Here is a 24,111-nt window from a genome sequence, read left to right as displayed (position 1 = left end):
TGGAGCGGGAGACTGGATGTGCTTCATCAAATCATCGACCGCAGGCTGGCCGGCAAGAACAAGAGCATTGCAAATCGCGAGCGGTTCCTGCGCCGCGTAAAGAACTATATTCGTCACGCCGTCTCGGAGGCGGTGCGTGACCGCAGCATCAAGGACATACAGAACAACCAGAGCATCACCATTCCGCGCAAGGACATTGCCGAGCCGTCGTTTCGCCACGGCGCCGGCGGCCGGCGCGAGATGGTCCACCCCGGCAACGAGGACTACATCCGCGGCGACCGCATTCCGCGCCCGCAAGGCGGCGGAGGCGGGGGCGGCAGCCAGGCGAGCAACGAGGGCGAAGGTCAGGACGACTTCGTGTTCGAGCTCTCCCGCGAAGAGTTCATGCAGTACTTCTTCGACGACCTCGAACTGCCCCGTCTCGTGAAGACCCATCTGATGGCCGTGCCGACGTGGAAGAGCATCCGCGCGGGCTGGGCCGCGGAGGGCACGCCCAACAATATCGACGTCGTGCGCTCGCTGCGCAGCGCGCTCGGGCGCCGCATTGCGCTGGGCGCGCCGCTCGTCAACGAGCTGCGCGATCTCGAAGAGCAACTGGAGGTGCTCAAGGCCGACACCGCCGACCGGCGCGACGAGATCGCGCTGCTCGAGGAGCAGATCCATCATCTGAAAGGCCGCATCTGGCGCATTCCCTTCATCGACCCGTTCGACCTGCGCTACGTGAACCGCGTGAAGCAGCCGCAGCCGTCGAGCCAGGCCGTGATGTTCTGCCTGATGGACGTTTCCGGTTCGATGGACGAGCAGCGCAAAGACCTTTCCAAGCGCTTCTTCATCCTGCTTTACCTGTTCCTGAAGCGCAATTACGAGCGTATCGAGGTGGTGTTCATCCGCCATCACACGCGCGCCGAGGAAGTCGACGAAGACACCTTCTTCCATTCCACGGAGAGCGGCGGCACGGTGGTTTCCAGCGCGCTGGAACTGATGAAACAGGTGATCGAGGACCGTTATTCGCCCACCGACTGGAATATTTACGGCGCCCAGGCCTCGGACGGCGACAACTGGACCGACGACTCGCCGAAGTGCCGCAAGATTCTCGCGGATGACATACTGACGAAGGTGCGCTATTTTGCGTATATCCAGGTGACGCCGGAGGAGCAAAACCTCTGGCTCGAATATGCGCAACTGGCGCTCACCGAACCGCATCTGGCGATGAAGAAGGTCGACACTGCGGCGGACATCTACCCGGTTTTCCGGGAGCTTTTCGAAAAGCAGGTGGAACGATCATGACGACACGCCACCTGCACAACGAGGCGCGCGGCTACCAGCCGGAGCGCCGCAAGACCGGCGGTCGCGAAAAAGGGCACCACGGCGTGAAGGAGGACGCCGTCCAGCCCGCCGCCGGAGAACGGGGTCCTATTGCCGAGCCCGGCCGGGAGACAGAGCCCGGGCTTCGCAAGCCTTGGGAAGCTCATATGAACGTAGCCGACAGACGACCGCTGCCGTGCCCATCCGACTGGACCTTCGAGCTGATCGAGGAGTACGACACACACATTTCCCATGTTGCAGAGCAATATGAACTGGACGTCTATCCGATCCAGCTCGAGCTGATCAGCGCCGAGCAGATGATGGACGCCTACGCTTCCGTGGGCATGCCGGTGAACTATCGCCACTGGTCGTTCGGCAAGCACTTCCTCTCGACGGAGAAGAGCTATCGCCGGGGCCAGATGGGGCTCGCGTACGAGATCGTCATCAACTCGAACCCCTGCATCGCGTACCTCATGGAAGAGAACACGATGACGATGCAGGCGCTCGTCATCGCGCACGCGGCCTACGGGCACAATTCGTTCTTCAAGGGCAACTACCTGTTCCGCCTCTGGACGGACGCCCACGCGATCATCGACTACCTCGTCTATGCGAAGAACTACATCGCCGAGTGCGAGGAGCGTTACGGGCTCGACCGCGTGGAGGAACTGCTCGACTCGTGCCACGCGCTGATGAACTACGGCGTGGACCGCTACAAGCGGCCGCAGAAGCTTTCGCTGGAGCGCGAGGCTGCGCTGCGCCGCGAACGCGAGGCCTATCTGCAGTCGCAGGTGAACGAACTGTGGCGCACGCTGCCCGCGCGGCAGCAGCCGCTCGCCGAGGAAGTGGAAGAGCGCTTCCCGCCCGAGCCGCAGGAAAACCTGCTGTACTTCGCCGAGAAGAACGCGCCGCTGCTGCAGCCGTGGGAGCGCGAAGTCATCCGCATCGTGCGCAAGATCGGTCAGTACTTCTATCCGCAGCGGCAGACCCAGGTGATGAACGAGGGCTGGGCCACCTTCTGGCATTACACGCTGCTCAATACGCTCTATGCGCAGGGCAAGCTGGAAGACGGCTTCATGATGGAGTTCCTGCACTCGCACAGCAACGTGGTGTATCAGCCGCCGGTGACGAAGCATTACTACAGCGGCATCAACCCGTATGCGCTGGGCTTTTCGATGATGAGCGACATTCGCCGCATCTGCGAGAACCCCACCGACGAAGACCGCAAGTGGTTCCCGGAACTCGCGGGCAGCCCGTGGCTGAAGGCGCTGCACTATGCCATGCGCAACTTCAAGGACGAGAGTTTCGTGGCGCAGTATCTCTCGCCCCATCTGATCCGCGAAATGCGGCTCTTTTCGGTGCTCGACGACGACATGCGCGACGCGCTGGAAGTCTCGGCGATCCACGACGAGAGCGGTTATCAGTATGTGCGTCAGGCGCTTTCGCGGCAGTACGACATGCACCATCGCGAGCCGAACATCCAGGTGTGGTCGGTCAACACGCGCGGCGACCGCAGCCTCACGCTGCGGCACTTCATGAGCGACAACCGGCATCTCTCGGGCGACACGGACGAAGTGCTGCGCCACATGGCGCGGCTGTGGCAGTTCGACGTGTATCTGGAAAGCGTCGACGAGAACGGCACCGTGCGCAAGCGCTACGAGTGCCGTTATATGCCGCCGCCGGTGAGAGTGTAGCCGGGCACGCATTTCAGCCGCATTCCAGCGGTTTCGGGGCCAGCCTGCGGGCTGGCCTTTTTCATTGCGCGCGCAGTGACCAGGTGCGGTGACCAGGCGCCGTGACTGGACGCAACGACAGGACGCAGATATTTGGGCGGCGGCGTGCGCGGGCGCGCTACCATACGCGCTTATCGAAACGAGCATGGGAGCACCGGCGGATGCAGGCATTGAAAGGAAGGCGCAATGGCATTTGAACCGTTCAAGGGGGTGCGTCCGCTCACGCGGGCGTCGGCGCTGCGCGATTCACTGGCGGGCGTGATGCTCGCCTCGATGAACGTTCCGCAACTGCTGGGCTATGCGCGCATTGCGGGCATGCCTGCCGTCACCGGTCTCTATGCCGGCTTTCTGCCACTGGTTGCGTTCGCATGCTTCGGTGCTTCGCGGCATCTCGTCGTGGCCGCCGATTCGGCTACGGCCACGATCTTCGCCAGCCGTCTTTCGACGATGGCCGCGCCGGGCAGCGCGGAATACGTGGCACTCGCGGGCATGACCGCGCTCCTGACCGCATTGATGCTGCTGATCGCCCGGGTCTTCCGTCTGGGCTTTCTCGCGGACTTCCTCTCGCGCACGGTGCTGGTGGGTTTTCTCACGGGCGTGGGCGTGCAGGTGGGCATCGCGATGCTCGGCGACATGCTGGGCTTGACGGTGTCCTCGCGCAGGACCGTCGTGCAGTTGGGCCAGATCGTGAAGCAGTTGCCGCACCTTCACTGGCCCACGTTTGCCATCGCCGCGGCGGTGGTTGCGCTCATTCTCGTCTTCAAGCACTACCGGCCGCGCTGGCCCGTGCCGCTCGTTACCGTGGTCGCGGGCATCGCGTTCAGCGCCTCGCTGAATTTCGCCGCGCACGGCATATCGATCATGGGGCCGGTGGCAGGCGGTTTGCCGCCGTTCAGTTTCCCCGCCGTCGGCTGGTTCCAGGTGATGGACCTGCTTCAGGTGGCGGCGTCGTGCTTCGTCATCATCGTGGCCCAGAGCGCCGCCACGAGCCGCGCGTTCGCGCAGCAATACCACGAGCGCACCGACGACGACGCGAACCTGCTGGGCCTCGCCGCGGCCAATGTGGCCGCGGGCCTGAGCGGCGCGTTCGTCGTGAACGGCAGCCCCACGCAGACGGCAATGGGCGATTCGGCAGGCGCGCGCAGCCAGTTCGCGCAACTCGTGTTCGCGGGCGTCGTGCTGCTCGTGCTGCTGTTCGCGAGCCGCTGGCTGCAGTATCTGCCGCACTGCGTGCTGGCCGCCATCGTCTTCACGATTGCGGTGGGGCTCGTGCACATCGGGCAGTTGATCGACATCCGCAAGGAAAGCCGCGGCGAATTCCGGCTGGCCGTGACGACGGCCATTGCGGTCGTGGTGATCGGCGTGGAGAACGGCATCCTGATCGCGATCGGGCTATCGCTGCTGCGTCACGTGCGCCACAGCTACCGGCCGCATACCATGGTGCTCGTGCCCAACGAGCAGGGCCGCTGGCTGCCGGAGACTTCGCAGCCGGGCATGCAGACGGCGCCGGGTTTGATCGTCTATCGCTTCGGCGCCGATCTTTTCTATGCGAACGATCACCTGTTCGTGGATGAGGTGAAACTGCTGGTGGATAGTGCGCCTGCGACGGTGCGTTGCCTCGTCGTGGATGCGACGGCGATTACCGACCTCGACTATTCGGCAGGGCGTTCGGTGAACGACCTGTGCGAGGAACTGGAGCACCGGGGGATCAAGGTGGTGTTCGGGCGCGTGAACCGCTATCTGCGTGCCGATATGGACCGGCACGGGATTACGCCCGTGGTGGGGGCAGGGAATATCTACCAGACCCTGCACGAGGCGCTGGCCGCCGCGCGGCCGGACCTCAATATTCATGCGGAGAACTGAACAAGTAAGGGGCAATGCCGGCGGGCATCCTGCCTTGCCCCTACCAGGGTTCCCGCACGAGGTGCGGCCACTCGCGTTGCCAGCGGGCGGTTTTCTCCAGGTACACGTGCGGTATGGGTAGTCGCCTGTTGGGTCTCAGATGCCCGTCAAAGAGATCCTGCAAGCCGAACGGCGCATAGACCTCAAAACCGTCACCTCGACGCCGCACGCCGACGGCAACCGTTGCACACGGAAACCGCTCGATTCCATCCGTAGCGCAGGTCACGGCGCCGAATGGAATGCCAAACTTCTCCTCGTACCAGAGAGGAACGCGGGCCTGGTTGCGAACCTGAACCTCGACAGGAAGATCGGCAAACAGGCTTTTCGCTTTGACGATCACGGCATCTTCCGCTTCCCAGGAGGTATCCGGGTCGTAGTAAAACAAATCGTAGTCCTGAATGCCTGCGTGAACATCCCGCCCGCAAGCCTGGTTCCATACCGACTGCGCGACGCAACCTGCGGTCAGCCACCAGTCTTCGCAGCCAAGCGCCGGCGCGCGCTCCAGAATCCGCGTATTCCATCGATTCCTTTGTACGATCCGCACGAGATCGTGCTCCAACTCCAGCGTGTGGTTCATTCGGTCGCAGGTTGCAGGTTGCAGGTCGCAGGCAGGGGGATAAACGCGAGGGAGCAAGGACTATAGCAGGCGCGCTCCGTTCACCCGCTCCATTCAATCGCCTTTCACTCGATACCCCCAGACAAACCCTGATTGTCCAGCCGATTTCGCGACTGCTATCGTGCGCCAGAAGCCAGTGGAAGCGCTTCCACTCATCCGGGTCCGGCACCCCGCATGTGCCCCGGATACCTCATTCGCGCAGGAGCTCCCGTGACTTACGACACCGCAGCCTCGCCGCACTCCGCCGCCCAAGCCACGCTCGACGACGACCCGTTCACGCCGCCCCAGGACTCATCGCTCTGGCGCCGCGACTTTCTGCTCGGCGCGGCCACCGCCTCTTACCAGATCGAAGGCGCCGTTCACGAAGACGGACGGCTCGCATCGATCTGGGACACCTTCAGCGCAACGCCGGGCAAAGTGCTCGCGGGCGACACGGGCGCCGTAGCCTGCGACCACTACCACCGCTGGGCGAGCGATCTCGACTTGCTGGCGAGCCTGAATTTCGAGGCCTATCGCTTTTCGATTGCATGGCCGCGCGTGATGGACGCCGCGGGGCGCCCGAACGCCAAGGGCATCGCGTTCTACCGCAATCTGCTGGAGCGCCTCAAAGAGAAGGGCATCCGCACCTTCGCCACGCTCTATCACTGGGACCTGCCGCAGCACCTGGAAGACCGCGGCGGCTGGCTCAACCGCGACACGGCCTATCGCTTCGCCGACTACGCCGACCTCATGAGCCGCGAGCTTCACGGTCTCGTCGATGGCTGGATGACGCTCAACGAACCGTGGTGTTCCGCCTATCTCGGCTATGGCAACGGCCATCACGCGCCGGGGCTCGCCAACGGACGCTACGCCACCCAGGCGATGCACCATCTGCTGCTCGCACACGGTCTGGCGATTCCCGTGCTGCGCGCGAACGATCCGGGCTCGGCCAAGGGCATCGTCGCGAACGTGGGCCGCGGCACGCCGGATTCGTCGTCGGCTGCCGACGTGCGCGCCGCGCATCTGTTCGAGGTGCAGCACAACGCCTGGATTCTCGATCCGCTTCTCAAGGGCGAGTATCCGCAGGACCTGTTCGAGCTTTGGCCGGGCACCGAGCCGCTCGTGCTGGAGGGCGATCTGCGCACGATTGCCGCGCCGCTCGATTTCCTCGGCATCAACTACTATTTTCGTACCAATGTGAAGAGCGACGGCGGGCACGGTTTCGTCGAGGTGCCGCTGGAGGGCGTGGAGCGTACGCAGATGGGCTGGGAGGTGTATCCCGACGGCCTGCGCGATCTGCTCATTGGCTTTCATCGCGAGTACCCGGACCTGCCGCCCCTCTACATCACCGAAAACGGCATGGCGTCGAATGACCGCGTGATCGACGGCGAGGTGGACGACCGCCAGCGCATCGCGTTTCTGAAGCGCCATCTCGCCGCCGTGGACGCGGCGATCAAGGCGGGCGTGGACGTGCGCGGCTATTTCGTCTGGTCGCTGCTCGACAATTTCGAATGGGCGTTTGGCTATGAGCGGCGCTTCGGCGTCGTGCATGTCGATTACGACACGCAGCGGCGCACGCCCAAGCGCAGCGCCGAACGGCTCGCGCGTTTCATCGCGAGCCGGCGCGAGCGCGGCGCGGCCTGACACCCGCGCGCCGCACCCGCCTGTGCCGAGGCGTGCAACGCGCCTCGCAGCGGCAACGTAGTGTTGGTTCATGCAGAACAACCCGGAATGACCGGAGGAGACGCAATGAAGCAGAACGTACCTGTCCTGCGCGGTGTCGTCGCCGCGCTGACGCTGGCCGGCGCAATGGCGGCCCACGCCGATGCCCCCTTGAAGGCCAACGTGATTCACTGGTGGACCTCGGGCGGCGAATCGGCCGCCATCAAGCAGTTCGCGCTCGCCTACGACCAGGCGGGCGGCCAGTGGGTCGACAATGCCATTGCGGGTGCCGACCAGGCGCGCTCCACGGCGATCAACCGCATCGTGGGCGGCGATCCGCCCACCGCCGCGCAGTTCAATACCTCGAAGCAGTTTCACGACCTCATCGACCAGGGCCTCCTGAATAATGTCGATACGGTTGCGGCGAAGGAAAACTGGAACGGCATTTTCCCCGAGTCGATTCTCACGGCCATCAAGGTCAACGGGCACTTCTACGCGGCCCCCGTCGATATTCACATGCAGGACTGGTTCTTCTACTCGAAGCCGGCTTTCGCGAAGGCCGGGATCAAGGGTGAGCCGCAGACCTTCGACGAACTCTTCGCCGACCTCGACAAACTCAAGGCGGCCGGCCTGATTCCGCTCGCGCTGGGCGGCCAGCCGTGGCAGGAGAAGATCACCTTCGACGCGGTCTTCGCCGACATGGACCGCGACCTGTACATGAAGGTCTATCGCGACCGCGACGTCAACGCGGTCAATTCGCCGGCCTTCCGCAACGTGCTGGTCACGTTCAAGCGCCTGCACAACTACGTCGATCCCGGCTCGCCCGGGCGCAACTGGAACGACGCGACGGCACTCGTGATTACGGGCAAGGCCGGCATGCAGATCATGGGCGACTGGGCGAAGGGCGAGTTCTCGGCGGCGAAGCAGGTGGCGGGCAAGGACTTCGGCTGCTTCCCGGGCTTCGGTCCGAAGTCGCCCTATATGGTGGCGGGCGATGTGTTCGTGTTCCCGAAGACCGACAATCCGGAGCAGATCAAGGCACAGCAGTTGCTGGCGACGGTGATGACCTCGCCGCCCGCGCAGGCGGCCTTCAACCAGCGCAAGGGTGCCATTCCGATTCGCCCGGACGTCGATCCCGCGGGCTTCGATATCTGCGCGAAGGAGGGCATGACGATCATGAAAGACAAGTCGCGGCAGCTGCCCAACCCGGAAATGCTGATTTCGCCTGACGTGCAGGGCGCGCTGCAGGACGTCATCACGAACTTCTGGAACAAGAACCAGTCGGCCGAAGACGCGCAGAAGGCCTTTGCCACGGCAATCAAGAGCTAGGCGGGCCCATGTACGCCCTCAAGCTGCACTCCGCGCGGCGTCAGGCGAAGCCGCTTTCGCCCGGGCGCCGCCGCCTTTCGCTCGCCGCGTGGATTGCGCTCCTGCCGATGGCCGCAACGGTCGTGTTCGCGTACCTCGGCACGATACTCTGGACGGCGCGCGTTTCGATGAGCTTTTCGCGCTCGCTGCCCACCAATACCTACGCGGGCGTGACGCAATACGTGCGTCTCTTCGAGAACGACCGCTGGATCGTCTCGCTGCAAAATCTCGTGATCTATGGCGTGTGCTTTATCGTCGCCTGCCTCGTGATCGGGCTTCTGCTCGCGATCTTCATCGACCAGCGCGTTGCGGCCGAAGGGGCGCTGCGCACGGTGTTCCTGTATCCGTATGCGATGTCGTTCGTGGCCACCGGGCTCGTGTGGCAATGGATCCTCAACCCCGAACTGGGCGTGCAGGCCGTGCTGCGGCATCTGGGCTTTGCGAACGCGCGCTTCGACTGGATCGTCACCCAACGCTTCGCGATCTATACGCTTGTGATCGCAACGGTATGGCAGGCGTCGGGCCTCGTGATGGCGCTGATGCTCGCGGGGCTGCGCGGCATCGACGACGAAATCTGGAAGGCGGCGCGCCTCGACGGCATTCCGCGCTGGCGCGTCTACTCGAGCATCGTGGTGCCGATGCTGAAAACGTCGCTATCCACCGCGGTCGTGCTGCTTTTCGTGATGGTGGTGAAGCTCTACGACGCCGTGGTCGCGATGACGCAGGGCGGTCCCGGCACGGCGAGCGAAGTGCCCGCGAAGTTCATCATGGACTACCTCTTCAACCGCGCCAATATCGGGCTTGCTTCCGCGGCATCGATCGTGCTGCTGGCCACGGTGCTCGCGATCCTCGCGCCGTTCTTCTATGCGCGCAGCCGTGCCGCCATGAAGGAGGCCCGCCGATGAGCACGCCCACCGATACGCTGGACGCAGCGCCGCCCGCGCGGCGCCGCCCCGGGCCACGCCCGAAGCGGCGCTCGCGCTTCACGCCTGCGCGGCTCGGCGTGTACGCGTTTCTGTTCACGGCGGCGCTGTTCTTCCTCTTGCCGCTCTACGTGATGCTCGTGACTTCGGTGAAGCCGATGGCCGAGATTCGCCTTGGCAACCTGCTCGCGCTCCCCGTGCATTTCACGCTGGCGCCGTGGCGCGACGCCTGGGCTTCGGCTTGCACGGGGCTGGACTGCAACGGCATCCGCGTGGGCTTCTGGAATTCCGTGCGCATTGTCGTGCCCAGCACGTTCTTCTCGATTGCCGTGGGCGCCGTGAACGGCTACGCCCTGTCGTTCTGGCGGCCGCGCGGGGCAGGGCCGCTGTTCGCCATCCTGCTTGCGGGCGCGTTCATTCCGGTGCAGGTGATGGTCTATCCGCTCGTGCGCGTGCTGGCCTTCGTGCATCTGTTCAGCTCGCTGCCCGGCATCGTCGTGATCCACACGATTTTCGGCATGCCTGTCATGACGCTGCTGTTTCGCAACTACTACGCCTCGCTGCCGCAGGAACTCTTCAAGGCGGCCCGCATCGACGGAGGCGGTTTCTGGCGCATCTTCCTTCAGTTGATGCTGCCGATGTCGGTGCCCATTGTCGTCGTCGCGATCATCATGCAGGTCACGGGTATCTGGAACGACTTCATACTCGGCCTCGTATTCGCCGGTGCGAAGAACCTGCCGATGACGGTGCAACTGAACAACATCATCAACACGACCACGGGTGAGCGCCTCTACAACGTGAACATGGCGGCTACCCTCCTCACGTCGCTCGTGCCGCTCGCGATCTACTTCGTTTCGGGACGCTGGTTCGTGCGCGGCATCGCGTCCGGCGCGGTCAAGGGATAGAGCTATGTCGAATCTTGCGAATGTGGCGGTGCGCAACCTGCGCATCGACCTGGGCGCCAATACCGTGATCGACGACCTCGATCTCGACGTGCGCGCCGGGGAATTCGTGGTGCTGCTCGGCCCTTCGGGCTGCGGGAAATCGACCCTCCTGCACAGCATTGCGGGACTGATCGACGTGGCCGACGGCAGCATCGAGATCGGCGGCGAAGACATGACATGGGCCGACCCCAAGGACCGCGGCGTGGCGCTCGTGTTCCAGTCCTATGCGCTCTATCCGACCATGAACGTCGAGCGCAATCTGTCCTTCGCACTGCGTATCAACGGCACGCCGAAAGCGGAGATCGAGCGCCGCGTGAAGCGCGCGGCCGACATGCTGCAACTCGGTCCGCTGCTTTCGCGCAAGCCGGCCCAGCTTTCCGGCGGCCAGCGCCAGCGCGTGGCGATCGGGCGGGCGCTGGTGCGCGAGGCAGATGTGTTCCTCTTCGACGAACCGCTCTCGAATCTCGACGCCAAGCTGCGCACGGAGCTGCGCCGCGAGCTCAAGCAACTGCATCAACGCCTGGGCGCGACGATGATCTACGTGACGCACGACCAGGTGGAGGCCATGACCCTCGCCACGCGCATGGCGGTCATGAAGGGCGGTGCGATCCAGCAGTTCGGCACGCCTGCCGAAGTCTATGCGCGGCCCGACAATCTGTTCGTTGCCACCTTCCTCGGCACGCCGCCGATGAACCTGTTGCGCGGCGCGCTTGAAGCCGACGAGGGCAAGCTGTGGTTCCGCACGCCGCATCTCGCCGTGGACGTGACGCAGTATGCGTTGCGCGGCGCACCCGATCTGGCGCGGCCCTGCGTGCTGGGCGTGCGGCCCGAGGACGTGCGCGCGGCGCACAGCGGCGCCGCGCGCGATGGCGACGCGGCCGGGCAGGCGCGTCTCACGCTGATCGAACCGATGGGCAATCACCGTGTTTTATGGCTCGATTATCATGGCACGCAGATCGCATCGATCGATCAGGACAAGACGCCGCTCGTGAGCGGCGCTCCCGTGCCGTTCAGCTTCGCGAACGCGCACGTCTCGCTCTTCGACGAGGAGACCGGCACGCGGCTTTAGGCGTGCCGAAGCCATTGACCACGCGCAGGCATAAAGCGCGAACCAGGGCGACTGGTGCAAACGGAGAGGGACACAACTTGGCGACCCTGAAAGACGTGGCAGCACTGGCCGGCGTGGGTCTTTCCACCGCCTCGCGAGCCATCTCGGGCAAGGGCCCGGTATCGGCCGAGGCGGCGGCGCGCGTGCAGGCCGCAATCGAGCAACTGGGCTTCAGGCCATCGTCGATCGGCCGCGCGATGGCCACGCAGTCGCTCGGCATCATCGGCATTTTCGTGCCGACTTTTTTTGGTTCGTACTACGGCACGATACTCAAGGAAACCGACACGGAACTGCGAGCCGTGCGCCGTCACGTGGTGGTGGCGACGGGCTGCGGCGAGGCTTCGCCGCGCGAGCAGGCGATCGAGGCCGTGCGCTTCCTGATAGGCCGCGATTGCGACGGCGTGGTCGTAATCAGCCACGATCTGCGCGACGAAGACCTCGCGATGCTGCATGGCCTGCATCCGCGCATGGCGTTCCTGAATCGTGCGTTCGGCCAGTTGCCCGAAGCCTCGTTTTGCGCCGATCACGTGAAGGGCGGCGCACTGGCCGCGCGCACGCTCGTCGAACACGGGCATCGCGAGATCGCCGTGATAGGCGGCCCGGCTTCGTCTTCGGACAACGTGGCACGTCTGGAAGGTTTCTTTGCCGAGCTCGCGCGCCACGGCATCGCGCGAAACACGGTAACGCACATCGAATCGGACTTCTCGCCCGAGGGCGGCTATGTGGCCGCGCAAACGCTGCTCGACACGAAACGGCGCTTTACGGGCCTCTTCTGTGCGAACGACACGATGGCCATGAGCGCGCTCGCGCGGCTGCAGCGGGCCGGTATGGCGGTGCCGCGCGACGTTTCGGTGATCGGCTACGACGACGACTATTCGGCTGCCTACATGGCGCCCGCGCTCACCTCGGTCCATATTCCCACGGCCGAGCTCACGCGCAACGCGGTGCGCTGGCTCATCAACCAATGCTACGGCACCGATTGGCCGATCGAACGGGTCTTTCCGGTGAGCGTCACGATGCGCGCGTCGGTGGCACGGGTGGGGGCGGACTAAACGCCTCCAGTGCGGCACGCGGCACGATTTGAGCTGTGGCCCGCGCAGGACATCGCGTAAAATTCAGGCTTGATCTCCTGCACCTGAATGTTCGACATGTCCGCGGAAAATCCGGTCCGTAAAGAAGAAGGCGTCGCTGTCATCGACCGCGCGTGCGCGATCCTGTTCGCCTTTCGCCCCGAAGACGGCGCACTCACGCTCGCCGAGCTTGCGGCGCGCACGGGCCTCTACAAGAGCACGCTCCTGCGGCTCGCAGGCGCCTTGATCCAGCACCGGCTGCTGCTGCGCCTCGACGACGGCCGCTATCAACTCGGCCCCGCGACCTTCATGCTCGGCGCGCTCTACCAGCGCAGCCTCAATCTGGGCGACATTCTCCTGCCCATCATGCGCGAGCTCGTGCAGGCCAGCGGCGAAAGCGTGTCCTTCTACGTGCGCGACAATGCGGTGCGCGTGTGCCTGCATCGCGTCGATTCGAGCCACGTGGTGCGCCATCACGTGCGCGAGGGCGACGTGCTGCCGCTGGAAACCGGGTCGGGCGGCCGTGCGCTGCTGGCCTTCGGCGGGGAGCCCGGCGAGGCTTTCGAGCGGACCCGGCGCGACTACTACTGCATGTCGATAGGCGAGCGCGACCGCGAGACCGCGGGCGTTTCGATGCCGGTGTTCGGCGTGCGCGACACGCTGTGCGGCGTGCTGACGCTCGCGGGCCCGAGTTCGCGCATCGACCAGGCATTCGTCGAACAGCATCTGAACACCTTGTTCGACTGCGCCGCGCGCGCCACCGATGCACTAGGGGGCGACTCGCGCGCGCTGCGCGAAGCGAAGCGGCAGCACGCGGCGCGAGGCTGAGGAGGGCCCAGGCGGGGAGTGAAGAGGGCGCGTCAGTCGCGCTGCAGATGCCGCTCGGGCGCGCCGGTATAGGCGTAGGGAATCTGCCGCGGCATCGGCCCCTTGTTGCGCTCGTGGCGGCCACGCTGCTCCCACGCATGCGCCAGGATGCCCACGGCGCGCGAGAGGCAGAAGACGCCGCGCGCAAGCTCCGGCGCGAAGCCCAGTTCCGCGTAGATCACGGCCGTCACGCCGTCGATGTTCATCGGCACCGGCTTGTCCTTGCGCTGCTTGAGGAGCACCTCCACGCCGCGTGCGATGCGCGCGTAGCGCCCTGCGATCACACTGGCGGCCACCTGTTCGTCAACGAGCGCGAGGAGCCGTCCCGCACGCGGATCCACCGGGTGAAAGCGATGGCCGAACCCGGGCAGATATTTGCCGTGGTGAGCGATGAACGTATCGACGCCGGCTTCGACAGCCGCTTCGAGCGTCTCGCCCGCGTCGATGCGCGCCGCAATGTCCGCATAGAGTTCGACAGCCTGCTGCCCGGCGCCGCCATGCACGTCGTCCAGCGTGTTGAGCGCCGAAGCCATCGCGCCGTTGAGCGGCAATCCGCAACTCGTGGCGATGCGCGAGATCGCAATCGAAGGCGCGTGCGGCCCATGATCGACCGAGGCCACGAGCGCGGCTTCGAGCAGCGACGCCTGTCCTTCGTTCGGCAACTCGCCGCGCAGCATCAGCCAGATCATCTGCGGGAAGCTCACGCGGCCGATCAACTCCTGGATCGGATAACCGCGGACCTTGATCGAGCCCGGATGAATGTCGATGATCGAGGTGCTCCAGTAGTCGGCGCAGAGCGCGGCGAGGTCCGCGGAGTTCGGGGTGTTGGCCGGCATGGTCAGATGACTCCCTCTTCATGAAGCGCATCGATCTGCGCTTCGTTGTAGCCGAGCTGGCCCAGGGTTTCGCGCGTATGGGCGCCGAGCGTGGGGGCGGGGGTAGCGGGTGCCGCGTCGGCATCCGAGAGGCGCAGTCCCGCGCGCGTCACGCGCTGCGGTGCCTCGCCGGCGCTGCCCTCGAACGTGCGCAAGAAGCGGCGCGAGGCCAGATGCGGATGCGCAAGCACCTGCGGGACCGAGAGCACGCGCCCCACCGGCACACCGCATTCCAGCAGGCGCGCTTCCCAGTGTTCGGCGCTATCGGCGGCGAGGGCGGCCTCGATTTCGGCCTTCAGTGCGGCCCGGTGCTGCTTGCGGCTATGGCGTGCCGCATAGCGCTCGTCCTTCGGCAGATCGGGGCGGCCGATCACTTCGCACAAGCTTTCGAACTGCCGCGTTTCGTTGGCCGCGATATTGAGCAGGCCGTCGCCCGTGCGGAACGTGCCCGAAGGCGCGGCCGTGAAATTTTCGTTGCCCATGGGCGTGGGCGCTACGCCGGCATTCAGATAGTTCGACACGACCCAGCCCATGGTGGCGAGCGTCGCTTCGAGCATCGACACGTCGAGCTTGCGGCCGCGCCCGTTCGTGCGCGCGTCCACGAGCGCGGCGCAGATGCCGAGCGCCGCGGTCAGGCCGCCCACCGTATCGGAGACGGGATAGCCCACGCGCAACGGCGCGCTTTGCGTGTCGCCCGTCACGCTCATCACGCCGGCCATGCCCTGGATGATCTGGTCATAGGCGGGCCGGCGGGACAGTTCGCCATCCTCACCAAATCCCGAGATGGCGCAGTAGATGATCCGCGGATTGACCGCGCAGAGCGACTCGTAACCGAGCCCCAGCCGGTCCATCACGCCGGGGCGGAAGTTCTCGACCAGCACGTCGGCGTTTTTCGCGAGATCGAGCAGGATCGCCTTGCCGCGCGGGTCCTTGAGGTTCAGCGTGATCGAGCGCTTGCCCGCATTCACGGCAACGAAGGAGGCGCCCATGTTGCGGGCGGCGGCGTCCTTGTCGGCACCCAGGCGCCGCGCGAGATCGCCGCCTTCGGGGTGCTCGACCTTGGTGACATCGGCGCCGAAGAGCGCGAGTTGATAGGCGCAGAACGGGCCCGCGAGCACATTGGAAAGGTCCAGCACGCGGACGCCTTCGAGGGGCAGCATCGTGACTCCAGCCATACGGTAACAGTCGATCAGTGAGAAATTTCGTCGAGCGGGCGGTTATTGGTGCGCGGGCCGAACAAACCGATGGCGCCGATCACCATGACCATCGCGCCGCTGATCAGCGCGAACACGCCGGGCACGCCGAAGTGGCGCAGCGCGAACGCGATCATGAAACCCGAGAACATCGCGGAAAGGCGCGACATCGAATAGACGAAGCCAACCGCGGTAGCGCGCATGCGCGTGGGGAACAGTTCGACCTGGTAGGCGTGGTAGCCGACCGAAAGCAGCGTGCCGCCGAGCGTAATCAGCACCCCTAATATCATCAGCATGGAAGCCGACGTTTGCATGGCGAACAGCGAGCCGAACACGCCAATGGCGAGCGCCGAGAGCACGATGAGCGTCTTGCGCTCGATCCGGTCGGCAATGGCCATGCCGATCAGCGGGCCGAACGGATTCGACGCGGCAATCACGAACGAATAGAGCAGGCTGTGCGTGACCGTCACGCCCTTGGAGACGAGCAGCGTGGGCACCCACGAAGCAAAGCCGTAGAAGCCGATCGACTGGAACAGGTTGAACACGAGCAGCGTGATGGTGCGCTTGCGATAGGGCGGCTCCCAGATCTCGGCAAAGCGCGCCTTTTCCGACCATTGCGGCGCGTTGGTCACGACGGCGGGCGGCAGCGGCCGGCCCGACTGCTTTTCGACCTTGGCTTCGAGTTTCGCGAGCACGCGCGTGGCGCGTTCGAGCTGGCCGCGCTGCGCGAGCCAGCGCACGCTTTCCGGCACCTGGCGGCGAATCGCCCATGCGATCAGCGCGCCTGCCGCACCGAACATCACGACCCAGCGCCAGCCGTCGAAACCGAGCGGCGCGCGCGGCACGAACCACCAGGCCAGCAGCGCGACCACGGGCACGGCCGAGTACTGCACGAGATGCACGAACGCGAAGGCACGCCCGCGCATGTGCTTGGGCACGATCTCGCTTACATAGGTGTCGATGGTCACCAGCTCGATACCCACGCCGATGCCGGCAATCAGGCGCCAGAGATTGATTGCGCCCGCACTGGTCTGGAGCGCCATGATGAAGGTGGCGGCCGAATACCAGAGAAGCGACGCCGTGAACATCGTCCGGCGCCCGTAGCGGTCGGCAAGGCGCGTGAGAAAGAACGTGCCGATGAAGAGACCCGCGAACGAGGCCGCGACGAAGGCGCCGAGCCCCGAGAAGCCGAAGAACGAAGCCGTAGTGGTGGAGTAGAGGCCGCTTTTCACGAGGCCCGGGCCCACGTAGGCCGTGAAGAACAGATCGTAGAACTCGAACCAGCCGCCTGTGGCGAGAAGCAGGACGAGCACCCAGACCGTGCGCGTAGCGGGCAACCGGTCGATGCGGGCGTTGATCAATGCGGCGGCTGTCGCCGCGGCGGCATCGTCACGGGGCGACTCCTGTGTCGCGTCGGCCGGCAGGCTGGACATGGCTCCTCCTGAACTGCGTAGTGATGGTGTAGCGATGGTGTGGTGGGTTTTCGATCGTTCTATTTGGCAGAACGATGTTCTAAAAATATGAGTTGATGATAACGTAGAGCGACACGGCACACGCCAGGGGTTTGTACCGAGCGAGGCTGTCCGGCCTGTGGCGCCTTGCTATCCGCGCCCGGGTGTGGCGCTTTGCGGCGCACGATCGATAGGGCGCGCATCTCCGGGACAGCGTGCGAAACGGGCTGGTAATCTCATCGGTGCACGGCGTGCCGTGGCTTCACCGCGCGCCACGCTGACCCCGGTTGCTCCCGGGCTCGCGAGGGTGTCTCGCCGCGGCCTCGTGCCGGTCGCACACTTCGCACGGTCCGAGGGTATCTTCCAAGGAGAAGATGTGAAAAGAAGAATCTTCCCTGTTACGCTCGCCGCCGCTTTATCCGCGGCTATCGTGCTTGCCGGCTGCGCGCACCCCGAAGGCGCCGGAAACGAGCAGGCGCAGTCGAACGTGCCGTCGCCGCTCGCCGATCTCGAAGGCGCAGCCAGCGACGCGGCTGCGGCATCGCAGGCCCCGGCATCCGCCGTCGATCCCCAGGCGAGCGCCGCGCTCGACAGCATGGCGTCCTATCTGCGGACATTGCGCACCTTTGAGGTGGACGCGGACACGTCCACCGATGTCGTGCTCGACAACGGCCAGAATGCCGCGCTGGTGCGTCATACGGAGCTCAAGGTAAGGCGCCCGGACCGCCTGCGCGGGGAAATCACAGGCAATGGCAACGTGCGCGGCATCGTGTACGACGGCCGTCACTTCACGATCTTCAACCGGAAAAAGGGCTATTACTCGCGCAACGATGCGCCGCCTGCGCTGGATGACCTCACCCGTGAACTGGCGAATACCTGGCACATCGAACTACCGCTCGCCGACCTGTTCTACTGGGGCTACGGCAAGAACGACACTCTTGCGCTCACGTCCGCGCAGACGCTCGGGGTGGAGAAGATAGGGGCGCGCTGGTGCACGCATTACGCGTATCGGCAGCCGGGCCTCGACTGGGAACTCTGGATCGAGCAGGGCCGCAGGCCGCTGCCGTGCCGCATGATCATTACCGATACGACCCAGCCTACGCGTCCGCGTCATGACGTGACCTATCACTGGAAGCTGGGCGTGGCGTTCCCCGCTTCGACCTTTGCGTTCCATCCGCAGGCGGGCGCGAAAGCCATCGAGATGAAGCCGGCCGAGAAGCCTCCCTACGAGGAGGCCGATTGATGAACCCGAAACGCACGCAACGGGCCATTGCGGCCGGGCTGGTCGTGTCGCTGGCATTCGCTTCGCCGGCGGCGCTGGCGTTCAGGGGCATGGCGCGCACCAGCGTTCACCCGATGGGCGGGAATTTTGGCGGCGGCGGGTTTCATGGCGGGCCGCCGCCGGGGCCTCGTCCGCCTGGGCCGGGGCCGAGTCCAAGGCCGGGACCCGGACCGGCACCTCATCCGCCGGGACCAGGGCCTGGCCCCGGACCCGGGCCTGGACCGCACCCGCCCGGGCCGCCCTCAGGGACCGGGCCGGGACCAGGCCCTGGGCCGCATCCTCCCGGGCCGCCTCCGCCACCGCCCGGCTGGTGGGGTGGCGGGTGGTATGTGGATCCGGTTGCCGCCGCCGTGATGGTCGGCGTGACCGCAGCCGTGGTCGGCTCCATTGTCGCGACGCTGCCGCCATCGTGCGGTACTGTTGTCGTTGGCGGTGTGGCCTACGAGCAATGCGGCGCGACGTGGTATCAGCCGCAATACGTCGGCACGCAGGTGCAGTATGTGGTGGTGGCGCCGCCTCAATAGCGGGTGACGCGAAGCCGGCCTTGGGGCAAGCCCCTGAGGCCGGCGGAACTCAGAAGACGCGGCACCCGGCGTAGTCTGGCGCCCCTTGCGCCAGATCGCGCTTCCTTCCCGCATTGGCCTGTCGTGCAGTTCGAACAGACGCTGGTATTGCTGCCTCAATCCATTTCGCAATCCTGATCGATTCATGCATGATTGGCATGCAAATCGCGTGCGCACCGTGCCATACTTGACGTTTCTCTTCGCCCGCCGATTGCCATGTCCAATCTGAAGCGGTGTATTGAAACGTATATTTTTGCCAAGGACGGCAACCGCCCGCATTTGATGGAAGCGGCGTTCGCACCGGATGCGCAACTCACCACGCAGGTCGCAACGCCGGATATCGTGTTTCCTCCGCATATCGCCGGGTGTGAGGCTATTACGGCCATCATGGTGAGCCAGTTCGCCCAACGCTATGAGAACGTGTACACGTTCTGCTTGAGCGAGCCCCAGCCGGGCTCGCCTGTTCACGACTGCAACTGGCTCGTATGCATGACGGAAAAAGAGAGCGGCGCCGCGCGGCTCGGCTACGGCCGATATGAGTGGCGCAGCGCCGAAGGGCGGATTACCGCCCTCACTATCACGATCGAGGAAATGCGCGTGCTCGACCGTGCGATTGCGGCACCCATGCTGACGTGGGCGCACAGTCTGCCGTATCCGTGGTGCACGGTCGATCAGCTCGAGCAGGCCGTACCCCCCGTTGAAGCGCTGGAGCGCGTGATCGCACGGTTGCGAACCGTCGGCTAAACGAAGCGGTCTATTGCTTCGACGCCACGGTCTGCGTGCTGTCGAAGAGCGCCCACTGGCCGTTGCGCACGACGAGGTTGATGCTCTTCACGCCCTCGATGCGGCGCGTGCCGGCGACGCGTGCCTACTGCCGCACGAGTTCGAGCGGGGCCCGATGCGTGAGGCCGAGCGGAAGAGAGCGGGCGTTGGCCGCATGCGCGGTCGCCAGCGAAACGCCGACCACGCCTTCGCCGCGGGTACGCAGTGCGGCACGCAGATCGGCCACCAGCGAGCCTGGGACAGCAGCATGCTCCGGTGCCTCGGCCTGCGCGCCTGCAAGCGGGCGAGGTGCGAGCAGCGTGATCGTGGTGCTGCCGAGCGTAAAAGTAGCCAGGCTCACATCCTGGCCGGCCAGTGAGGCGACGTGCACGTCGAACGCGGTGCCGAGGAGGGCGCGATAACGGCGCACGCTCGTGTCCAGATCGTTCACGGCAACCGTCACGGTGGCCACGCCTTTGGCGCCGTTCGCATGATGCCGCACGTCGCCCTCGGCCACCCGCAGAAAGCGCGGCGTGAGATCCCCGCAGAGAAACGGCAGATCCTTCGAGGGCGGCAGGCCAAGCTGCCATTCGATGCGCGTGCCGTCCGGACGCGTGCGCCCGCCGGGAATCGGCCCTTCGTAGCTCAAGCCGCGCGCCACGGCGGTTTCCACGACCTTGCCCACCGACGAAGGCAGCAGCGCGAAATCGACGAAGCCGTCTCCCACGCGCGCGTCCTTGTCCCACCATTTGTGTTCGCGAGCTTCGCGCAGGAAGGCAATGAGCTCGAAGTAGCTGCCGTCTGCGAAGCCGATCAGCGCGTTATGGGTCGCGCCGTCCGCGTGCGTGCCGCCGCGTTGGACGGTGAAGCCGAGTTCGCTGAAGTTCGCAATGGCTTCGTCGAGTTGCCGCACGCGGATGACGACGTGATCGATGGACAGGGACATGCAGACATTCCTCCGTTGAAATCGACCGGCTCCCGATGAGGGGGCGACGGTGCTGACCATTCCAGGGACGGCTCGCGCGGCCGCGAACCCAGTGTTTTGCCTATTGTTATAGCCGCATTGGCGCGCATGTGCGAGTGCGATGCGCGTGGGATGCGCGATGCGCGGTTGCCCCTTTGCGCACGCGGCATGCCCCATATGCCCCGTGCCGCGATAGATAGCAGAAACGATTCTTTGACGGGGCCTGAGCCATTGCGCATGATGCGCACTCACTCAGGCGCCGAAGCGGGCGTTATCGCAGTCACAGTCCCGCAGGCGCAGTGCTTTCGCAACTTGTCAGGACATCAGCTCTATGTCTCACTCCGAATCGAAGCCCAACGGCGTGCGCGACGGCCGCCGCTCACTCCTCAAGATCGCCGCGGGTCTGGGCGCCGGCACTGCGTTGCGCGGACTCGGCGCCGTTGGCGCGGTGCTGGGCGCAAGCCGCGCTGCGCAGGCGCAAAACGGCAAGGTGCTGCGCATCGGATACCAGAAGTATGGCAATTTCATCGTTCTCAAGGCGCGTGGCACGCTCGAAAAGCGTCTCGCCCCGCTGGGCTTTTCGGTGCAATGGCTCGAATTCCCGGCAGGTCCGCAATTGCTCGAAGGCGTGAATGCGGGCGCCGTGGATATCGGCGTGGTGGGCGAAACGCCGCCGGTGTTCGCGCAGGCCGGTGGAGTGGACTTCGTGTATATCGCCGCGGAACCGGACGCGCCGCGCGGCGAGGCGCTGATCGTGCCCAAGGATTCGCCGGTGCGCTCGATTGCCGATCTGCGCGGCAAGAAGGTGGCCGTCACGCGGGGCTCGAATGCGAACTACCTGCTCGTCAAGGCGCTGGAGCACGGCAAGGTGGCCTACAACGAGATCCAGCCCGCGTATCTGGTGCCTGCCGATGCGCGCGCCGCGTTCGCCAACGGCAGCGTCGATGCCTGGTCGATCTGGGACCCGTACCTGGCCGCGGCCGAGCGCCAGCTCGGTGCACGCGTGCTCACGAACGGCGAAGGGATCGTGCGCAACGTCGAATATTACGTCGCGCGCCGCGCGTTCGCGACCGACCATGCCGACGTGGTGCATGCCGTCCTCGGCGAACTGCAGCAGCTCGATGGCTGGGCCGAGCACAACGTGCCGGCCGTGGCCGCACAGCTCGCGCCGCTGACCGGGCTCGATACGGGCACGCTCGAACTCGCGCTGGGCCGCATGGGCTACGGCGTGCTGCCCGTGGATGCCGACCGCTTTGCCTATCAGCAGCAGATTGCCGACACGCTTTACGACATCAAGCTGATTCCGAAGAAGCTGGTCGTGACCGACGCACGCTGGCAAACCGCGTGAGGCCAGGGGCGGCGCTCCCACGCGCCGCCCGGTTCGGGCCAGAGCAGAAAGAACGTCCCGCCGCTCAATCCTCATATTATTTCACCGCATTCGTTCCTTTTCTTCGCAGTGCCTCGCTCATTTGCATAGCAGTTTTAATTGGTTGGTCTGCCGCTGCGCCAATCGCATAGTGCAATCGTGCCGTCTATAGACATCAACAGACATCCCTGAACGTCGGCGGACGGCAACGGACGGCAGCGCACAACAAGGAGGCGCCCGTCCTGCACACAAGGAGGCGCTTATGGCAGTCGAAATACTGGAAAAGCCGCTTCATGCGGATCTCGAAGCGGCGCACGAAGCCGCGCAGACAGCAGGTGTGCCCTACGCGGGCAGCGTGAGCCCGCAGCAGGCGTGGGCGCTCCACCAGGCCGGCGAGGCTGTGCTGGTGGACGTGCGCACCGCGGAGGAACGCCGCTTCGTGGGCCACGTGCCCGACACGCTGCACGTGGCCTGGGCGACCGGGACGAGCTTCACGCGCAACCCGCGCTTCGTGCGCGAACTGGAAGCGAAGACCGGCAAGGACGCCGTGCTGGTGCTGCTGTGCCGCAGCGGCAACCGCTCGGCACAGGCCGCGGAAGCCGCGACGAAGGCGGGCTTCACGCATGTCTTCAACGTGAGCGAGGGCTTCGAAGGCGAGCTCAACGAAGCCGGGCAGCGCGGGGCGCAGAACGGCTGGCGCTTTCGCGGCTTGCCGTGGAGCCAGGACTGACTTCAAGACTGACTGCGGGACTAACTGCGGGACTAACTGCGGGACCGGACGGCGCGGCCTGACCGCGCCAGAACAACACAAGGAGTGCCTTGGCGTGACGGTATTTCAGGTAACGGAAATCGTCGATGCGCTGCAGACGGTGCGCCAGCAGTGGCGCGAGGTGCAGCGCCGCTCGCTCGAGCCGGGCGGTCGCGATCTGCCGGCGCGGGAAGCGCTGGCTTCGATCGTCGAAACGCTCAAAGGGGTGCTCTTTCCCATGCGGCTCGGGCCACCGGATCTTCGTCAGGAGAGCGAAAATTTTTACGTAGGTCACGCGCTCGATGCCGCTTTGCATGCCTTGCTCGCGCAGGCCCGGCTGGAGCTGCGCTACAAGGCGCGCCGCGCGGAGCCGGAGCCGCGCGAGATCGACGAGCGCGCCGCCGCGGCGGTGCACGACTTCGCGCGGCGCCTGCCGGCCATCCGCTCGCTGCTCGATAGCGATGTGCTGGCCGCCTTCGACGGCGACCCGGCGGCCGGCAGCGTGGACGAAGTGCTGCTTTGCTACCCCGGCGTGCTGGCGATGATCCATCATCGGCTGGGCCACGAACTCTATCGCCTCGGGCTGCCGCTGCTCGCGCGGATCATTTCGGAGCTTGCGCACGCGGCCACCGGCATCGACATTCATCCCGGCGCGCAGATTGGCGCCGCATTCTTCATCGACCACGGCACGGGGGTCGTAATCGGCGAAACCGCCGTGATCGGCAATCGCGTGCGCGTCTATCAGGCGGTGACGCTCGGCGCGAAGCGCTTTCCGCGCGACGCGGCCGGCAAGCTCGAAAAGGGGCTCCCGCGCCATCCGATCGTCGAAGACGACGTGGTCATCTACGCGGGCGCCACCATACTCGGGCGCGTGACGCTCGGGCGCGGTGCCGTGATCGGCGGCAACGTGTGGCTGACCGAAAGCGTGCCGGCTGGCGCGCATGTCACCCAGGCGATCTCGCGCCACGACACGCGCACGCCGCACACGGCCCGGGCGTTCGCCGACACCGCAGCGAGCGTGCCGCCATGAGTGCGATCGTGCGGGACTTCGGCGCCAACGTGCGCCGGTTGCGGGAGTCGCACGGCTGGTCGCAGGAGCGGCTCGCGGAGCATGCGGGCCTCAACCGCACCTACGTGGGCGAGATCGAGCGTGCCACCGTCATTGCCTCCATCGTCACGGTCGAAAAACTCGCGCGTGCATTCGGCGTGAGCCTGGACGACCTGCTGGGCGCCGCCATCGCGGTGCCGGCCGGCGCGCTCGCGTACCGCCCGGCGCCGGCTCATTCCTGATCTTTTGCGCTGCTTGTCCCGCGTGCGTCCGCCAGGGCCGCCGGCGGCACGTTCTTTGATGCCTATAGCCGGTTGAGGCAACCAGGACGGATTCCGATAATCACTTCTCGTCATAAGCAATGCTGTATTTGTTCTAAGCAACC

At 65.4% G+C, this 24,111-nt stretch carries 22 protein-coding genes; 17 read left to right on the top strand and 5 right to left on the bottom strand.

Features of this window, described 5'->3' with window-relative positions; all coding sequences use genetic code 11:
• Window positions 1-18 precede the first annotated feature (18 nt).
• The 3 genes from BFE01S_RS08575 (at window position 19) to BFE01S_RS08565 (ending at window position 4,898) form a co-directional block, all read left to right on the top strand.
• Window positions 19-1,287 carry a YeaH/YhbH family protein gene (locus BFE01S_RS08575; RefSeq protein WP_028225126.1) on the top strand — a complete coding sequence of 423 codons (1,269 nt, stop codon included), beginning with the start codon at window positions 19-21 and terminating at the stop codon, window positions 1,285-1,287.
• Window positions 1,284-2,996: a SpoVR family protein gene (locus BFE01S_RS08570; protein WP_028225125.1), complete on the top strand. Its 1,713-nt coding sequence runs from the start codon at window positions 1,284-1,286 to the stop codon at window positions 2,994-2,996. Before BFE01S_RS08575 ends, BFE01S_RS08570 begins: the two co-directional genes overlap by 4 nt.
• A 225-nt stretch (window positions 2,997-3,221) precedes the next feature.
• Window positions 3,222-4,898 (top strand): SulP family inorganic anion transporter, encoded by a 1,677-nt coding sequence (locus BFE01S_RS08565; protein WP_028225124.1) that lies wholly within the window; start codon window positions 3,222-3,224, stop codon window positions 4,896-4,898.
• Between the two features lie 40 nt (window positions 4,899-4,938).
• On the opposite strand, the gene BFE01S_RS08560 is transcribed toward BFE01S_RS08565, so the two are convergent.
• Complete coding sequence (locus BFE01S_RS08560; protein WP_084169652.1) at window positions 4,939-5,514, bottom strand: nucleotidyltransferase family protein; 576 nt, start codon at window positions 5,512-5,514, stop codon at window positions 4,939-4,941.
• A gap of 249 nt (window positions 5,515-5,763) precedes the next feature.
• On the opposite strand from BFE01S_RS08560, the gene BFE01S_RS08555 reads away from it, so the two are divergent.
• The 7 genes from BFE01S_RS08555 to BFE01S_RS08525 all read left to right on the top strand — a co-directional run bounded on the left by BFE01S_RS08555 (window position 5,764) and on the right by BFE01S_RS08525 (window position 13,435).
• The gene (locus BFE01S_RS08555) at window positions 5,764-7,176 is read left to right on the top strand and encodes a GH1 family beta-glucosidase (RefSeq protein ID WP_028225122.1); all 1,413 of its coding nucleotides are present in this window, start codon (window positions 5,764-5,766) and stop codon (window positions 7,174-7,176) included.
• Window positions 7,177-7,281: 105 nt separating this feature from the next.
• Window positions 7,282-8,523, top strand: coding sequence for an ABC transporter substrate-binding protein (locus BFE01S_RS08550; RefSeq protein ID WP_028225121.1), 1,242 nt, complete (start codon window positions 7,282-7,284; stop codon window positions 8,521-8,523).
• Window positions 8,524-8,531: 8 nt separating this feature from the next.
• On the top strand, window positions 8,532-9,467 hold the full coding sequence (locus tag BFE01S_RS08545; RefSeq protein WP_028225120.1) for a carbohydrate ABC transporter permease: 936 nt from the start codon (window positions 8,532-8,534) through the stop codon (window positions 9,465-9,467).
• Window positions 9,464-10,390: a carbohydrate ABC transporter permease gene (locus BFE01S_RS08540; RefSeq protein WP_028225119.1), complete on the top strand. Its 927-nt coding sequence runs from the start codon at window positions 9,464-9,466 to the stop codon at window positions 10,388-10,390. Before BFE01S_RS08545 ends, BFE01S_RS08540 begins: the two co-directional genes overlap by 4 nt.
• 4 nt (window positions 10,391-10,394) lie before the next feature.
• Complete coding sequence (locus BFE01S_RS08535) at window positions 10,395-11,498, top strand: ABC transporter ATP-binding protein (protein WP_028225118.1); 1,104 nt, start codon at window positions 10,395-10,397, stop codon at window positions 11,496-11,498.
• A gap of 77 nt (window positions 11,499-11,575) precedes the next feature.
• Complete coding sequence (locus BFE01S_RS08530) at window positions 11,576-12,589, top strand: LacI family DNA-binding transcriptional regulator (protein ID WP_028225117.1); 1,014 nt, start codon at window positions 11,576-11,578, stop codon at window positions 12,587-12,589.
• Window positions 12,590-12,685: 96 nt separating this feature from the next.
• Complete coding sequence (locus BFE01S_RS08525; protein ID WP_028225116.1) at window positions 12,686-13,435, top strand: IclR family transcriptional regulator; 750 nt, start codon at window positions 12,686-12,688, stop codon at window positions 13,433-13,435.
• Window positions 13,436-13,467: 32 nt separating this feature from the next.
• Here BFE01S_RS08525 and BFE01S_RS08520 read toward each other — a convergent pair whose 3' ends face one another.
• From BFE01S_RS08520 to BFE01S_RS08510, 3 genes are read right to left on the bottom strand one after another with little or no spacing between them, the layout of a single operon-like run.
• On the bottom strand, window positions 13,468-14,310 hold the full coding sequence (locus BFE01S_RS08520) for a citryl-CoA lyase (protein WP_042337346.1): 843 nt from the start codon (window positions 14,308-14,310) through the stop codon (window positions 13,468-13,470).
• 2 nt (window positions 14,311-14,312) lie between these two features.
• A complete protein-coding gene (locus tag BFE01S_RS08515; RefSeq protein WP_042337345.1) occupies window positions 14,313-15,509 on the bottom strand; it encodes a CaiB/BaiF CoA transferase family protein in 1,197 nt (398 codons plus the stop codon).
• Window positions 15,510-15,538: 29 nt separating this feature from the next.
• Window positions 15,539-16,975 (bottom strand): MFS transporter, encoded by a 1,437-nt coding sequence (locus BFE01S_RS08510; protein ID WP_042337344.1) that lies wholly within the window; start codon window positions 16,973-16,975, stop codon window positions 15,539-15,541.
• 394 nt (window positions 16,976-17,369) lie between these two features.
• Between BFE01S_RS08510 and BFE01S_RS37950 the strand changes: the two genes are divergently transcribed.
• From BFE01S_RS37950 to BFE01S_RS08490, 3 genes are all read left to right on the top strand, one after another.
• The gene (locus tag BFE01S_RS37950; RefSeq protein WP_156966949.1) at window positions 17,370-18,236 is read left to right on the top strand and encodes a DUF2092 domain-containing protein; all 867 of its coding nucleotides are present in this window, start codon (window positions 17,370-17,372) and stop codon (window positions 18,234-18,236) included.
• Window positions 18,237-18,604: 368 nt separating this feature from the next.
• A complete protein-coding gene (locus BFE01S_RS08495) occupies window positions 18,605-18,799 on the top strand; it encodes a DUF6515 family protein (RefSeq protein ID WP_028225111.1) in 195 nt (64 codons plus the stop codon).
• A gap of 255 nt (window positions 18,800-19,054) precedes the next feature.
• Entirely contained in the window at window positions 19,055-19,582 is a 528-nt protein-coding gene (locus BFE01S_RS08490) for a hypothetical protein (protein WP_028225110.1), read from the top strand.
• 124 nt (window positions 19,583-19,706) lie between these two features.
• Here the strand turns inward: BFE01S_RS08490 and BFE01S_RS08480 are convergent, their stop codons facing one another.
• Window positions 19,707-20,546: a VOC family protein gene (locus tag BFE01S_RS08480; RefSeq protein ID WP_028225109.1), complete on the bottom strand. Its 840-nt coding sequence runs from the start codon at window positions 20,544-20,546 to the stop codon at window positions 19,707-19,709.
• A gap of 349 nt (window positions 20,547-20,895) precedes the next feature.
• Between BFE01S_RS08480 and BFE01S_RS08475 the strand changes: the two genes are divergently transcribed.
• The 4 genes from BFE01S_RS08475 to BFE01S_RS08460 all read left to right on the top strand — a co-directional run bounded on the left by BFE01S_RS08475 (window position 20,896) and on the right by BFE01S_RS08460 (window position 23,968).
• On the top strand, window positions 20,896-21,912 hold the full coding sequence (locus tag BFE01S_RS08475) for a sulfonate ABC transporter substrate-binding protein (protein ID WP_028225108.1): 1,017 nt from the start codon (window positions 20,896-20,898) through the stop codon (window positions 21,910-21,912).
• A gap of 280 nt (window positions 21,913-22,192) precedes the next feature.
• A complete protein-coding gene (locus tag BFE01S_RS08470) occupies window positions 22,193-22,660 on the top strand; it encodes a rhodanese-like domain-containing protein (protein WP_028225107.1) in 468 nt (155 codons plus the stop codon).
• A gap of 94 nt (window positions 22,661-22,754) precedes the next feature.
• Entirely contained in the window at window positions 22,755-23,708 is a 954-nt protein-coding gene (gene epsC / locus BFE01S_RS37945) for a serine O-acetyltransferase EpsC (protein ID WP_042337343.1), read from the top strand.
• Complete coding sequence (locus BFE01S_RS08460) at window positions 23,705-23,968, top strand: helix-turn-helix domain-containing protein (protein ID WP_028225106.1); 264 nt, start codon at window positions 23,705-23,707, stop codon at window positions 23,966-23,968. The genes epsC and BFE01S_RS08460 overlap by 4 nt, the downstream gene beginning before the upstream one ends.
• Window positions 23,969-24,111: the final 143 nt, after the last annotated feature.

Source organism: Paraburkholderia ferrariae NBRC 106233, assembly GCF_000685035.1.
GTDB lineage: Bacteria > Pseudomonadota > Gammaproteobacteria > Burkholderiales > Burkholderiaceae > Paraburkholderia > Paraburkholderia ferrariae.
The sequence above is the reverse complement of the archived record's forward strand: the minus strand, read 5'-3'. Positions and strand labels throughout refer to the sequence as shown.

Excerpts from the sequence above, each read along its gene's own strand:
- BFE01S_RS08570 (WP_028225125.1), top strand. The coding sequence starts at position 1,284 with ATGACGACACGCCACCTGCACAACGAGGCGCGCGGCTACCAGCCGGAG.
- BFE01S_RS08565 (WP_028225124.1), top strand. The coding sequence starts at position 3,222 with ATGGCATTTGAACCGTTCAAGGGGGTGCGTCCGCTCACGCGGGCGTCG.
- BFE01S_RS08560 (WP_084169652.1), bottom strand. The coding sequence starts at position 5,514 with ATGAACCACACGCTGGAGTTGGAGCACGATCTCGTGCGGATCGTACAA.
- BFE01S_RS08550 (WP_028225121.1), top strand. The coding sequence starts at position 7,282 with ATGAAGCAGAACGTACCTGTCCTGCGCGGTGTCGTCGCCGCGCTGACG.
- BFE01S_RS08545 (WP_028225120.1), top strand. The coding sequence starts at position 8,532 with ATGTACGCCCTCAAGCTGCACTCCGCGCGGCGTCAGGCGAAGCCGCTT.
- BFE01S_RS08540 (WP_028225119.1), top strand. The coding sequence starts at position 9,464 with ATGAGCACGCCCACCGATACGCTGGACGCAGCGCCGCCCGCGCGGCGC.
- BFE01S_RS08535 (WP_028225118.1), top strand. The coding sequence starts at position 10,395 with ATGTCGAATCTTGCGAATGTGGCGGTGCGCAACCTGCGCATCGACCTG.
- BFE01S_RS08525 (WP_028225116.1), top strand. The coding sequence starts at position 12,686 with ATGTCCGCGGAAAATCCGGTCCGTAAAGAAGAAGGCGTCGCTGTCATC.
- BFE01S_RS08520 (WP_042337346.1), bottom strand. The coding sequence starts at position 14,310 with ATGCCGGCCAACACCCCGAACTCCGCGGACCTCGCCGCGCTCTGCGCC.
- BFE01S_RS08515 (WP_042337345.1), bottom strand. The coding sequence starts at position 15,509 with ATGCTGCCCCTCGAAGGCGTCCGCGTGCTGGACCTTTCCAATGTGCTC.
- BFE01S_RS08510 (WP_042337344.1), bottom strand. The coding sequence starts at position 16,975 with ATGTCCAGCCTGCCGGCCGACGCGACACAGGAGTCGCCCCGTGACGAT.
- BFE01S_RS08490 (WP_028225110.1), top strand. The coding sequence starts at position 19,055 with ATGTCCAATCTGAAGCGGTGTATTGAAACGTATATTTTTGCCAAGGAC.
- BFE01S_RS08480 (WP_028225109.1), bottom strand. The coding sequence starts at position 20,546 with ATGTCCCTGTCCATCGATCACGTCGTCATCCGCGTGCGGCAACTCGAC.
- BFE01S_RS08475 (WP_028225108.1), top strand. The coding sequence starts at position 20,896 with ATGTCTCACTCCGAATCGAAGCCCAACGGCGTGCGCGACGGCCGCCGC.
- BFE01S_RS08470 (WP_028225107.1), top strand. The coding sequence starts at position 22,193 with ATGGCAGTCGAAATACTGGAAAAGCCGCTTCATGCGGATCTCGAAGCG.
- BFE01S_RS08460 (WP_028225106.1), top strand. The coding sequence starts at position 23,705 with ATGAGTGCGATCGTGCGGGACTTCGGCGCCAACGTGCGCCGGTTGCGG.